Consider the following 12,642-nt stretch of genomic DNA (forward strand, 5'->3'; position numbering starts at 1 on the left):
GATTTTAGCTATTCTTTTTAAACTTATCTAGTATTTTTCTCCAACCTGATTTAGGTTGTACCTCATCATGATAAGCTTCACCATAGGCTCCATAGCCATAACCATAGCCGTATCCATAGCCGTATCCATATTTAGCTTTGTTTTGAAAACCATTAAATACAATACTTATATTATGCAACTCACCTCTTTTATGCTTATCATTTACAACACTTAACATCCCTTTCTTAGTATAACCTTGTCGCGTTACATATAATGTTGCATCGCAAAAATGAGCTAATTCTAAGGCATCTGAAACTAATCCTACGGGCGGTGTATCTAATACAATATAATCGTATTTCGTTTTTAGCTCTGCTATCATTTCTCCCATTGCTTCACTCATTAACAATTCGGAAGGATTTGGAGGTATAGGTCCAGAAGGAATTACATCTAAATTTTGGATATGAGTTTTTTGAATTACTTCATCAATAGATTTTTGTCCAATTAGATAATTTACAACTCCAGTGATATTATCAATATTAAAATCTCCAAATATTCTTGGCTTTCTTAAATCTAAACCTACAATTACAGTTTTTTTATCGCTTAATGCAAAAACAGTGGCTAAATTGATGGAACAAAATGTTTTCCCTTCTCCACTAACTGAAGAAGTTACCATTAGAATCTTAGAACCTTCTTTTTGTTGTTTTTTATACATGAACTGTAAGGAAGAACGAATGGCTCTAAATGATTCTGCTAATGGTGATTTTGGTTTTTCGAAAACCGATAAATTATTATCTGTATTTTTCTTCCCAATTACTCCAATTAAAGGAATGTTTGTTAATTTTTGAATATCATCAGTTGTATTAATGCTATTATCTAATAATGTAATTACAAACACAATAAGTAAAGGAATTAAAAAACCCAACATCGCAGCCAAAATATAATTGATGCTTGTTTTAGGTCCTCTCAAGCCACCTCCAACATCTTTTGCTGGATCTAGAAAATTAATATCAGAAATGTTAGCCGCTTTTACAATTTCTGCTTCACTTCTTTTTTCTAAAAATGTGCTATATATTTTGTCTTTTAGATTGTACTTTCTAGTAATTTTGATATGCTCTTGTTTATTTTCTGGCAATAAACTAGCTTCCCCCTCTGCCTTTGCTATATTTCTATTGATAAGAGAAACATCTAAATTTAATGCGCTTTTTGCACTTGTAATATTTTCTAGAAGTACTTTTTTAATTGATTCCATTTCTACATCAAACTCAGAAAACATTTTCTTGTTTTTAACAGAATATGACATATTGGCTCTTTCAGCAGATAACTGAATCAATTTAGCAACATTTCCTAAAACATTTGGGTCATCAATTCCTGCTACAGTTGGCGCTGGAAGTTTTGAATAATCAGTAGTTTTTTCTAAATAATTCTTCAGCAAATTATAGTAGGCAATTTTTCTATTAATAGCATCTTTTTCTACATCATACCCTGACAATCTTGCACTCAAAAGTCCGCCTCCACCTTCTTCTTCCAATTCGAAAATATTTTTACCTCTTCTAAACTCTTTTAATTCATTTTCCGCCTCTTTAATTTGGCCTTCCATTTCTCTCAAAGTACTATCTATGAAAGCAATTGTATTGTTGGCAAATTGATTTTTACTTTCTAGCTGAATTTTCCTCAATACATCAACAGTAGTATTTAAATACTCAACAAGTCTGTACTTATTAGGTCCCTCCATTTGTAAACGAACAACCGAAAGTGCTTTTGCATCAGCACTAACGTCAATTCCTCTATATGCAGCAACAGTACTATTAAAATCGTCAAAACGAATGAAATATTCTTGATTAGTAAAATCAAATGCCTCTGGCTTTATGATTACTTTTAATTTCAAAAATGGTAAATCTACCGATTCATTAATTTTGTAAACCTTACTAAATTCACCTCCCGAAACATTAACAGGTTTTACACTCAAATCTGAATATTGTACTAATTTAGCAGATGTTGCTTCACCAAAATCAACACTTAATTTGTATTGTGAAGGTGAAATAAACTTAATTTTTATTAGTTGTCCAAAAAGTTGCCCTTTTGTTTTATCGATTTCTACATAAAAAGGCGCCTCACCATAGGCGTCTTTATAATAATATTCACCTTGCTTTAAATACTTGATATAATATTGCAATCTATCTACTACCACTTCATTGTGAGAACGTGATTTCAAGGTCGTAATAATGGTTTGTACTTTATCTGAAGTACCACCCCAATTAAAAACTAAACTCGTATTTGAAGTAAAAAAAGGATTATTTTGGTCTTCCACTACTATGAGTGATTCCATACCATAAATGCTTTCTTTTCTAATATTTACATTGTATGCATAAACAAATGTGATGATTAAAGACAAAACAAACCATTTCCAATACCCTACAATTTTCAAAAGAAATCCCTTGAAATCAAACGAATTTTGCGATTCGAAAAAATTAAAATCTTTAGTATCTAGCATTTTAATTACAATGTTTTAGACAACACCAATAATGTTGTAATTAAAGAAATAGCGGTCATAATAGTTGCTACAGATTGCACCCCTGTAACTCCTGTTCCCCAAGTTTTTTGCTTCAACGGTTTAATTATGATATAATCATTTGGTTGAATGTAAAAGTAAGGTGAGCTCATAGCGCTTTCGTTTGTCAAATCAATACTATACGTTTCAAATCCATGCGGAAACTTTCTAATAATTTGTACTTCTCTTCTATTACCTGTTGTAGTTATATCTCCTGAATTGGCAATTGCCTCCATAATAGTTACTCTGTCTTGATATAACACTCCAACTCCTGGACTACCAATTTCTCCATTAATAGTATATCGTAATCCAGCTAATTTAACAGTAACGAAAATATTAGCCTCTTTTCTAAAATATTCTTCTAATAATTGTTTTTCAATTTTTTGTCTAACTTCATCAGCAGTAAAACCTAAAACATTAACTTCTCCTAAAATTGGCACTCTAATATTTCCATGATCATCAACGGTATAGCCATTAAAAAATAAGGTTTGAGGAGACTGCTGTGTTTGAACCGAACCCGCTGATGATGTAGAAAACATTTCTACTAATTTTTGGTCCAAAGCCTTAATATTAACACTTAAGATATCATTTGTCTGTATTCGGTAAGGTTTAGAAACTTCTTGAGCGACTTTAATAGAATCAGATTTTGACGTAGCATTAGGCTGCAAATATGTCAAATCATTTGTAGAAATACAAGAAGTGAATAAAACCGAAAACAAGGCAAAAAAAACTATTTTTTTCATGAATAAACTATACTAATAGCATTTGAATTTTGTCATTTTTTTAAAACAAAACGCAAACCACACTAAATTAGGTAACAAATATAGTTTTTACAATTAAAATAACGAAGTTATTCCTGATTTTTGATTAAAATTTTGTCAATATGGCTTTATAGAAGTTTCAAACGGAATTCTATTTAACAAACTTCGTCCTAAGGTTACTTCGTCGGCATATTCGAGCTCATCTCCAACTGCAATTCCTCTTGCAATGGTTGATGTCTTTACTTCATATTCCTTGATTTGTCTGTAAATGTAAAAATTGGTCGTGTCGCCTTCCATCGTAGAACTCAGAGCAAAAATTATTTCAGAAACATTTCCTCCTTTTACTTTGTCAACAAGTGAAGTAATTTTCAATTGACTTGGCCCAACACCTTCAATAGGAGAAATTTTCCCACCAAGTACATGATAAACTCCTTTGAACATTCCTGTGTTTTCTAATGCCATAACATCGCGAACATCTTCCACCACACAAATAATTGATTTATCTCGGGAAGCATTGGAACAAATTCCGCAAATATCTGCATCTGAAATGGTATTGCACTCTTTGCAGTATTGAATATCATTACGCATAGCAGTTAAAGCCACTGACAATAGTTCTGTTTGTTCTGAAGGTTGTTTTAACAAATGTAAAACCAATCGCAATGCCGTTCTTTTACCAATTCCTGGTAATTGAGACATTTCGTTAACTGCATTTTCTAGTAATTTTGAAGGCAATTCCATAGTACAAAAATACAGAAAAAGTTCGAAGTTCGAAGTTGGAAGACGGAAGTTTCCTAAAAATAAATGTAAATGAATTTTCTTCTAACTTCTCGCCTCAAACTTCTATCTTTTTCCTATTTTAGCGCAAATAAAAACCAACATATGTCTTCAGGAACTATTTTAGCCATCATTATAATTTATTTTGGAGTTCTTATTCTTATATCCAATTTAGTAAGTAAAAAAGATAGTAGCAACGATGCTTTTTTTAAGGCGAATAAAAACTCCAAATGGTATTTAGTTGCTTTTGGGATGATTGGGACAGCGCTTTCTGGCGTGACATTTATCTCAGTTCCGGGTGAAGTTGGAAATCCTGATTTGCAGTTTAAATATTTCCAATTTGTATTAGGAAATGCGATTGGCTTTATAATTATCGCCACCGTCTTGCTTCCACTTTACTATCGAATGAATTTGACTTCGATTTATAGCTACATTGAACAACGCTTAGGAGTTGTAAGTTATAAAACAGCAGCCACTATTTTCTTGATTAGTAGAACTATTGGTTCGGCTTTTCGTTTGTATTTAGTGGTAATTGTGTTGCAACGTTTTGTTTTTGACGAATATAACATTCCGTTTGCAGTTACGGTTTTAATTTCATTAGCCTTAATATTTGCTTACACCTATCGTGGCGGATTAAAAACGATTATTATTACCGATACTTTACAGACATTTTTCTTAGTTTCATCGGTGTTTTTGACGATTATTTTTATCTGTAATAGTTTGGATTATAGTTTTACCGAAGCTTTTGAAGCCGTAAAAAACAGCAATTATTCTAAAGTTTTCTTTTATGAAGATTATTTAAAAGGCAACTATGTTGTGAAACAAATTTTAGGCGGAATATTCGTAACTATTGCCATGGTAGGATTAGACCAAGATTTAATGCAAAAGAATTTAAGTTGCAAAAACATTGGCGAAGCACAAAAAAACATGTTTACGTTTACCGGAATTTTTGTAATTATCAACATTTTCTTTTTAAGCGTTGGCGCTTTACTTTATTTATATGCCGAGAAAAACGGCATTTCGGTTCCAATGGTAGATGGTGTAAAACGTACGGATTTGTTATTTCCTGAAATTGCTTTCAATCATTTGAATATTATTCCAGCAGTTGTTTTCTTATTAGGATTGACCGCCGCCACTTTTGCTACAACTGATTCGGCTTTAACCGCATTAACTACTTCTTTTTGTGTTGATTTTTTAGGAATGGATAAAGCTGAAAACCAAAATAAACCTAACACAGTTAAAACACGTCATTTGGTACATGTTGGATTTTCATTACTGATGTTTTTAGTGATAATCATTTTTAATTCACTGAATGACAAATCGGTAGTAACCATGATTTTTAAAGTGGCTAGTTACACGTATGGTCCTCTTTTAGGATTATATGCTTTTGGATTGTTTATGAAATCGAAAACCGTTCATGATAAGTTAGTGCCAATTATCTGTATTATTTCACCATTGATTTGCTTTTTGTTAGCCAAAAATTCGGCAGCACTTTTTGGAGATTACGTAATTGACAACGAATTAATTATCGTAAACGGAATTATTACATTTATTGGATTGTTATTAATCAGCAAACCTGCTACAAGTCAAACTAAGTTTTAATATTGATTGGTTGCCAATAATACCAATGTACAAGCCACTTCATACTGGATGTTATTTTCTTCCAATATTTTATAAAATTCAGGGTTTTCAGTTCCTGGATTAAAAATAACGCGTCTTGGTTTTAATGATAAAATATAGTCGTAATAATCTTGTTGTGCCTTTGGATTTAAATAAAGTGTAACAGTATCGACTGCATGAAAATCGGCTTTTTCAGTTTCGATAGGAATATCAAACGCCATACCTTTTTTGGCTCCAATTGCCACCACTTGATGACTTTTGTCTACTAAACTATGAATGGCTTTATACGAATAACGTTCTTTATTTGTGGAAGCTCCTATAACTAATGTTTTCATGATTTTACATTTTACAAGCTAAAGTTACGAATAAATAAACAAATAATAAAAATTTGCTAAAGTCTGAATTGAAAAATAAATTTGAAGTAATTTTAAACAAAAATGCTTTACAATATCTCATACAAAGACCCAAAAATTGAAAGAGAAATCAATGAATTAGTAGGCAAATCTTATTCTCTAATTGAAAACCTTAAAAAAGGTGGAATAGGCTCTCCAAAATTATTCATCACCCGATGCAGTGCTACTATTTATGATTTATTACATGTAAATAACACTGTAAAATTCTGTAATATTGAATTGCGACCAAAAGGAATTATTATTGGTTTTCAATCAAGGTTAGAAGTATATGTCTTAGTTATTCCTTATTATAAATTAGTATTATTTAAACCTGGCAACTCGATTACTTTTCATATTGACCAATATTATATTAGTGTTGATTGTTCAAAAAACAGCAAAGGAGTTCAAAAATTCATTAATAAGCTTGAATTGGAAAAAGAAAAAAACACACCTTATTCTCCTCTTGATGTTTACTAATTGTTTTAGCTTACATTTTCTAAACTTAAAAGTAATCTAGATTTTTTTTTGAATCAAAAATAAAATAATTACCTTGTACTATATTTGTAAAAATTTTACGATGGAATTATTCATTTACTTATTCGCCGCTTTGTTCTCAGTTTTAAACCCTATTGGAACCGTTCCTATTTTCGTTGGGTTAACCCAAGGATATACAAAAGCTGAACGCTCAAAAGTATCGTTATTGACTTCTTTTAATGTATTTATCATTTTGATCATTTCGTTTTTTATTGGTCAGTATGTTTTGAGTTTCTTTGGAATAACTATTACGGCTTTGCGAATTGCAGGTGGAATTATTATTACGAGTTCAGGATTTGGATTATTAAATGGAAATTTCAGTAAAAACAAAGGAATCAACAAAAAAGTACAAAAAGATGTTGAAAATCGTCATGATATTGCATTAACACCTTTAGCAATGCCTATGTTGGCTGGTCCAGGTTCAATTTCGTTATTGATTGCTTTTTATCAAGATCATAATACTACTAATGAGATTATTATTTCTTCCGTAGCTATTTTAGTTGTGGCAGCAACAATTTATTTAATTTTAAGAAGTGCGCATTATTTAGCCAATATTTTAGGAGCTTCTGGTATTGTAGCAATTTCAAGGATTATTGGCTTTTTAACGATTGCTATTGGTATTCAATATATAATTAGTGCAGTTTTAAGTATTGTCAGAGGAATATAAAAAAGTTAGAAGATAGAAGAAAAAAATCCCAAATTTCGAATGAATCGGAATTTGGGATTTTTACTTTTTAAAATGATTTGAAATGACGTTAAAATTATTCTTTCGGTAAGAAAATTTCTGCCATCATACAACGAGCACTCCCACCACCACAAGCTTCAATAGTATCTAAACTTGAACTTACTATTGTTACATGTTCTTCTAATTGTGCAATTTGCTTTTTAGTCAAACTTTGATGTGCTGATGCACTCATGATTAAATATCTTCTGTCATCGGTTCCTTTTACTTCTAACATATTTCCAGCGAAATTATTCACTTGATCTTCAGTTATCAAGATTACTTCTTTTTCATCACCTTTTAAGCTATCTAAGACCATTTTGCGTTCTTTTTTGTCATCAATACAATCTGCACAAATAACCGCAAAAGTTTCGCCCACACACATAATTACGTTAGTATGATAAATGTGTTTTCTTTCTCCGTTTACGGTTTGAAAGGCTTCAAATATTACAGGAGTAAATTCGAAATCTTCACAAAATTCAATGAATAATTCTTCGTCAGCTCTTGGCGACAAAGCACAATAAGCTTTCCCATTCGCTCTATCTAAAACAATACTTCCGGTACCTTCCAAGAAAATATCATCATCTTCAGCTGAAGTATAATCCATAATCTCATTGATTACAAAACCCTCTTCTTCCAAATGATCTAAAACATCTTCTCTTCTTTCTAATCGGCGATTTTCGGCAAACATTGGATATAAAACTACATCCCCATTTTCATGAAATGAAATCCAGTTGTTTGGAAAAATACTATCAGGTGTATCTGGGCTTAATGTATCTTCCACCACCACAACATTTAATCCAATCATTCGTAACTTTTGAACGAAAGTATCAAATTCTTCTTGTGCTTTAGCATTAACCGAAGTTGGTGTTAAATTGTCCAATACTTTTTGGTAATAATTATTCACCGCAGTTTGTTCGTTCATTCGGAATGCTACCGGACGAATCATCAATATGGAATTAGTTGTTTGGTTCATGTTTTATTTTTATTTTAAGTTTCAGGTTTCAGGTTTCAAGTTTTAGAACTTGGAACATTAAACATGAAACAAAGTTTTTAATCTCTAATTAATGGTAAAGTTGAACATCGTAATAAGCCTTCTTGTTTTGCAATTTCGGCATATGGAATTTCTTCTACAGTAAATCCGCTTTCACGCAACCAATTATTTAATCTAGTAAAATTCTTTTCAGAAACTACAACATCTGGAGCAATGGAAAACACGTTGGAATTCATGTGATACATTTCTTCTCTTTCGATGTGAAACAAATTCTCTTTTCCGAATAAATTTACTAAAAACATATAATCTGCTTCTTCACGGAAGCCACTTTTATAAATAATTCCTTTGTTTGTTCCAACAGGTTGAAAACAGCAATCTAAATGTAAAGCGTTATCGCGTGGTTCTATTTTCGATTTTACTAAGTCAAATGCTTTTACAATTTTATTTGGGAACAATTCTTTAATGTAATTTACCCCTTGCATATTTGTTCTTGCTGTAATATAGTCTTTATAATCTGAACCTTTGTAAGTTCCGATGAAAATATATTCGTTCCAAGGCATTACATCGCCACCTTCGATATGTACTTCTTCTGGTGGACGAACAACTTTCTTTGGGTCAATTTGATCGATTACGTATTGAATAGCATCCAATTCACGCTCACGGTCTGGTAAAATATTGGCTTTAATAAAGATATCATCGATTACAAATCCGATATCTCTAGCGAAGATTTGGTTGTAATTTTCAATAATTTGAGGTCTGAAGACTTTTACGTCGTATTTTTGGAACACCTTATTAAAAGCTTCCATTTCGTTTACCATATCAGCTTCCACAGGATAGGTTCCGGCTTTAATGTGCTCTAATGATTTTGGATCATAAGCTTCTTCTATGGTAGGTGTTGGACCATTACTAAGAGCGGTTCCTAACACCACTGCCCTTAATCGAGAAGTTTCGTTTTTTACATTTAATTGTAACATAGCATATGGCTTTTGGCAAATATAGAAAAAGGAAACGAGATTATTAATTAGTCAATCGTTATAAATTTATATCAAATTGATTGTATTTGCGCATAAATGATTAAATTTGAGAAAACTATAAAAAACAATTTATCATGGGATTATCGAATTTTTTTAGTTCTCTTTTTGGAAAAGCAAAAGAGAAAGCGGAAATAGCGAAAGAAAACTTAAGCGAAGTAGCAGAAAATGTTGCTGAAAAAGCTGCTGATGTAGCTGAAGACGTAAAAGAAACAGTTGAAAATGTAGCCGAAAAAGCATCTCAAAAGCTAGAAGAATTAAAAGTAAATGAAAAAGTAGCTGATGTAATAGAAACTGCAAAAGAAAAAACTGCAGAAGCTGCGGGTTGGGTTGAAGAAAAAGCACACAACTTAAAAGAATCATTACAAAATGCAGCTGAAACTGTAGAAGACAAAGTAGAAGATTTAACAGGAAGTACACAGGAGGAAGAACAAAAACATCCTGAATAAATGCTAAACCAATAAAAGCAAAAATCCCACTTTACAGTGGGATTTTTTTTATGATTACCTATCTTTTACTTCTTTGAAAGGACGTAATGTATAACCTGTATATACTTGTCTTGGACGACCAATTGGTTCTTTGTTTACTCTCATTTCTTTCCATTGCGCAATCCAACCTGGCAAACGACCAATAGCAAATAAAACCGTAAACATTTCAACCGGGATTCCCATAGCTCTGTAGATAATTCCTGAATAGAAATCTACGTTTGGATATAAGTTTCTTGATTTGAAATATTCGTCTTCTAAAGCTACTTTTTCTAATTGTTTAGCAATATCTAATAATGGATCATCAACACCTAACGAATTTAACACATCATCAGCTGCTTTTTTAATGATAGTTGCTCTTGGATCAAAGTTTTTATAAACACGGTGTCCGAATCCCATTAAACGGAACGGATCGTCTTTGTCTTTTGCTTTTAAAACGAATTTAGCTACATCACCACCATTATCATGGATTTCTTGTAACATTTCTAAAACCGCTTGATTAGCTCCACCATGAAGTGGTCCCCAAAGTGCAGAAACTCCAGCCGAAATTGAAGCAAATAAACCAGCATGAGAAGAACCCACAATTCTTACAGTAGAAGTAGAACAGTTTTGTTCGTGATCTGCATGTAAGATGAATAATTTATCTAAAGCAGCTACTACTTTTGGATCTGCTTTGTATGGCCCTGTTGGTAATTCAAACATTAAGCGCATGAAATTATCAACGTATCCTTTTGTATTATCGTAGTAATTTAATGGATATCCCATTGTTTTTCTGTAAGTCCATGTAGCAATTACTAAGAATTTACCCATAGTTTTACAAACTGCATCATACATTTCTTTTTCGTTGTGAGGATTCACAGACTTAGGATTAAATGCAGTTAATGCACTTGTTAAAGAAGCTAAAACGCCCATTGGATGAGCCGTTTTTGGAAAACCATCAATGATGTTTTTCATTTCCTCGTTAACTAATGTATATTTACGAATATCGTTTTCGAATTTTTCTAATTGTGCTGTAGTTGGAAGTTCTCCAAAAATCAACAAATAAGAAACTTCTAAGAAATCAGCTTTATCAGCTAAATCTTCGATTGAATATCCTCTATAACGTAAAATTCCTTCCTCTCCATCTAAGAAAGTAATCTCACTTGTACATGACCCCGAGTTTTTATAACCAGGATCAATCGTAATAGCACCAGAAGCACTACGTAACTTGTCGATGTCGATAGCAACCTCATTCTCAGTCCCTACTATTACAGGAAACTCATACTTTTTGCCATCAAGCTCTAATATTGCAGTTTTTGACATATTATTTATATGGTATTTTATGATAAAATTAATGTGAATTGCGAATTTAACAAATAATAATCAAACAATAAAGAAATTATCTATAATTTATGGTTAAATAATATACATGAAAAAATCCTGTTACAAATTGATTGCAACAGGATTTAAAGTTTGTATTTCAAAGAAATTATCTTTTTACTTTAAAAGCATTTACTCCAGGAAAATAAGCTACATCTGCCAACTCTTCTTCAATTCTTAGTAATTGATTGTATTTTGCCATACGATCTGAACGAGAAGCTGAACCCGTTTTGATTTGTCCACAGTTTAAAGCAACTGCTAAATCAGCAATTGTATTGTCTTCTGTTTCTCCAGAACGGTGTGACATTACAGAAGTGTATCCTGCATTATGCGCCATTTTTACAGCAGCAATTGTTTCAGTCAAAGTACCAATTTGGTTTACTTTAATCAAAATTGAATTCGCGATAGATTGACTAATTCCACGAGATAATCTTTCTACATTAGTTACGAATAAATCATCCCCAACTAATTGTACTTTATCTCCGATTTTCTCAGTTAATAATTTCCAACCTTCCCAATCATCTTCATACATTCCGTCTTCGATTGAAATAATTGGATAATTAGTTGCTAATTCAGCTAAATATTCCGCTTGCTCTTGAGAAGTTCTTACTTTTCCAGTTTCACCTTCAAATTTAGTGTAATCGTATTTTCCATTTACATAAAATTCAGAAGCGGCACAATCTAAAGCAATCATTACATCATCACCAAAAGTATAACCTGCATTTGTAACGGCTAATTTGATAGAATCTAAAGCGTCTTCTGTTCCACCTGCTAAATTTGGAGCAAATCCACCTTCATCACCTACTGCAGTAGATAAATTTCTATCGTGTAATACTTTTTTAAGGTTATGGAAAATTTCAGTTCCCATTTGCATAGCGTGAGTAAAATCTTTTGCCTTGACTGGCATAATCATAAATTCTTGGAACGCAATTGGAGCATCAGAATGTGAACCACCGTTGATGATATTCATCATTGGAACTGGTAACGTATTCGCAGAAACGCCACCAACATAACGATATAAAGGCATTCCTAATTCGTTAGCTGCTGCTTTTGCAACCGCTAAAGAAACACCTAAAATTGCATTAGCACCTAAATTAGATTTGTTTGCTGTTCCGTCTAATTCAATCATCATCTTGTCGATTAAATTTTGTTCAAAAACCGACATACCTACAATCGCTTCAGCAATTTTTGTATTTACATTTTCAGCTGCTTTTAAAACACCTTTTCCCATGAAAGCCTTTCCGCCATCACGAAGCTCAACCGCTTCATGTTCGCCAGTAGAAGCACCACTTGGCACAGCTGCTCTTCCTAAAATTCCGTTATCTGTAACTACATCAACTTCAATTGTTGGATTTCCACGCGAATCTAAAATTTGTCTTGCGTGTACTTTGATAATTATACTCATTTTATATTTTTTTTAGTTACTACCTTATGAATAATAACA

12 protein-coding genes are annotated in these 12,642 nt (G+C 32.1%); 4 read left to right on the forward strand and 8 right to left on the reverse strand.

Going from position 1 to position 12,642, the window contains the following annotated elements; all coding sequences use genetic code 11:
- Nucleotides 1-4: 4 nt before the first annotated feature.
- The 3 genes from B2741_RS05820 to recR form a co-directional block, all read right to left on the reverse strand.
- Complete coding sequence (locus B2741_RS05820) at nucleotides 5-2,470, reverse strand: exopolysaccharide transport family protein (protein WP_291136288.1); 2,466 nt, start codon at nucleotides 2,468-2,470, stop codon at nucleotides 5-7.
- 5 nt (nucleotides 2,471-2,475) lie between these two features.
- A complete protein-coding gene (locus B2741_RS05825; protein WP_291136290.1) occupies nucleotides 2,476-3,270 on the reverse strand; it encodes a polysaccharide biosynthesis/export family protein in 795 nt (264 codons plus the stop codon).
- Between the two features lie 135 nt (nucleotides 3,271-3,405).
- Entirely contained in the window at nucleotides 3,406-4,026 is a 621-nt protein-coding gene (recR, locus tag B2741_RS05830) for a recombination mediator RecR (protein ID WP_291136292.1), read from the reverse strand.
- A gap of 141 nt (nucleotides 4,027-4,167) precedes the next feature.
- Between recR and B2741_RS05835 the strand changes: the two genes are divergently transcribed.
- A complete protein-coding gene (locus B2741_RS05835; protein WP_291136463.1) occupies nucleotides 4,168-5,664 on the forward strand; it encodes a sodium:solute symporter in 1,497 nt (498 codons plus the stop codon).
- On the opposite strand, the gene B2741_RS05840 is transcribed toward B2741_RS05835, so the two are convergent.
- Entirely contained in the window at nucleotides 5,661-6,017 is a 357-nt protein-coding gene (locus B2741_RS05840) for a CoA-binding protein (RefSeq protein WP_291136294.1), read from the reverse strand. The genes B2741_RS05835 and B2741_RS05840 overlap by 4 nt on opposite strands.
- A 102-nt stretch (nucleotides 6,018-6,119) precedes the next feature.
- Between B2741_RS05840 and B2741_RS05845 the strand changes: the two genes are divergently transcribed.
- Both B2741_RS05845 and B2741_RS05850 read left to right on the forward strand, forming a co-directional pair.
- Complete coding sequence (locus B2741_RS05845) at nucleotides 6,120-6,551, forward strand: hypothetical protein (protein ID WP_291136296.1); 432 nt, start codon at nucleotides 6,120-6,122, stop codon at nucleotides 6,549-6,551.
- Between the two features lie 100 nt (nucleotides 6,552-6,651).
- The gene (locus tag B2741_RS05850) at nucleotides 6,652-7,275 is read left to right on the forward strand and encodes a MarC family NAAT transporter (protein WP_291136298.1); all 624 of its coding nucleotides are present in this window, start codon (nucleotides 6,652-6,654) and stop codon (nucleotides 7,273-7,275) included.
- Nucleotides 7,276-7,369: 94 nt separating this feature from the next.
- Here B2741_RS05850 and ctlX read toward each other — a convergent pair whose 3' ends face one another.
- Nucleotides 7,370-8,305, reverse strand: a complete 936-nt coding sequence (ctlX, locus tag B2741_RS05855; RefSeq protein ID WP_291136300.1) for a citrulline utilization hydrolase CtlX — start codon at nucleotides 8,303-8,305, stop codon at nucleotides 7,370-7,372.
- A gap of 77 nt (nucleotides 8,306-8,382) precedes the next feature.
- The gene (locus B2741_RS05860) at nucleotides 8,383-9,297 is read right to left on the reverse strand and encodes a dimethylarginine dimethylaminohydrolase family protein (protein ID WP_291136302.1); all 915 of its coding nucleotides are present in this window, start codon (nucleotides 9,295-9,297) and stop codon (nucleotides 8,383-8,385) included.
- Nucleotides 9,298-9,431: 134 nt separating this feature from the next.
- On the opposite strand from B2741_RS05860, the gene B2741_RS05865 reads away from it, so the two are divergent.
- Nucleotides 9,432-9,803 carry a hypothetical protein gene (locus tag B2741_RS05865; protein WP_291136304.1) on the forward strand — a complete coding sequence of 124 codons (372 nt, stop codon included), beginning with the start codon at nucleotides 9,432-9,434 and terminating at the stop codon, nucleotides 9,801-9,803.
- A gap of 54 nt (nucleotides 9,804-9,857) precedes the next feature.
- Here the strand turns inward: B2741_RS05865 and B2741_RS05870 are convergent, their stop codons facing one another.
- On the reverse strand, nucleotides 9,858-11,141 hold the full coding sequence (locus B2741_RS05870; protein WP_291136306.1) for a citrate synthase: 1,284 nt from the start codon (nucleotides 11,139-11,141) through the stop codon (nucleotides 9,858-9,860).
- A gap of 166 nt (nucleotides 11,142-11,307) precedes the next feature.
- A complete protein-coding gene (gene eno / locus B2741_RS05875; RefSeq protein ID WP_291136308.1) occupies nucleotides 11,308-12,603 on the reverse strand; it encodes a phosphopyruvate hydratase in 1,296 nt (431 codons plus the stop codon).
- Between the last annotated feature and the right edge of the window lie 39 nt (nucleotides 12,604-12,642).

This window comes from Flavobacterium sp. UBA7663, from assembly GCF_002483315.1.
GTDB lineage: Bacteria > Bacteroidota > Bacteroidia > Flavobacteriales > Flavobacteriaceae > Flavobacterium.

Bases quoted from the DNA above. Each gene is read 5' to 3' on its own strand.
- recR (WP_291136292.1), bottom strand. From the start codon at position 4,026: ATGGAATTGCCTTCAAAATTACTAGAAAATGCAGTTAACGAAATGTCT.
- B2741_RS05860 (WP_291136302.1), bottom strand. From the start codon at position 9,297: ATGTTACAATTAAATGTAAAAAACGAAACTTCTCGATTAAGGGCAGTG.
- B2741_RS05865 (WP_291136304.1), top strand. From the start codon at position 9,432: ATGGGATTATCGAATTTTTTTAGTTCTCTTTTTGGAAAAGCAAAAGAG.
- eno (WP_291136308.1), bottom strand. From the start codon at position 12,603: ATGAGTATAATTATCAAAGTACACGCAAGACAAATTTTAGATTCGCGT.
- B2741_RS05840 (WP_291136294.1), bottom strand. From the start codon at position 6,017: ATGAAAACATTAGTTATAGGAGCTTCCACAAATAAAGAACGTTATTCG.
- B2741_RS05850 (WP_291136298.1), top strand. From the start codon at position 6,652: ATGGAATTATTCATTTACTTATTCGCCGCTTTGTTCTCAGTTTTAAAC.
- B2741_RS05845 (WP_291136296.1), top strand. From the start codon at position 6,120: ATGCTTTACAATATCTCATACAAAGACCCAAAAATTGAAAGAGAAATC.
- B2741_RS05825 (WP_291136290.1), bottom strand. From the start codon at position 3,270: ATGAAAAAAATAGTTTTTTTTGCCTTGTTTTCGGTTTTATTCACTTCT.
- B2741_RS05820 (WP_291136288.1), bottom strand. From the start codon at position 2,470: ATGCTAGATACTAAAGATTTTAATTTTTTCGAATCGCAAAATTCGTTT.
- B2741_RS05835 (WP_291136463.1), top strand. From the start codon at position 4,168: ATGTCTTCAGGAACTATTTTAGCCATCATTATAATTTATTTTGGAGTT.
- B2741_RS05870 (WP_291136306.1), bottom strand. From the start codon at position 11,141: ATGTCAAAAACTGCAATATTAGAGCTTGATGGCAAAAAGTATGAGTTT.
- ctlX (WP_291136300.1), bottom strand. From the start codon at position 8,305: ATGAACCAAACAACTAATTCCATATTGATGATTCGTCCGGTAGCATTC.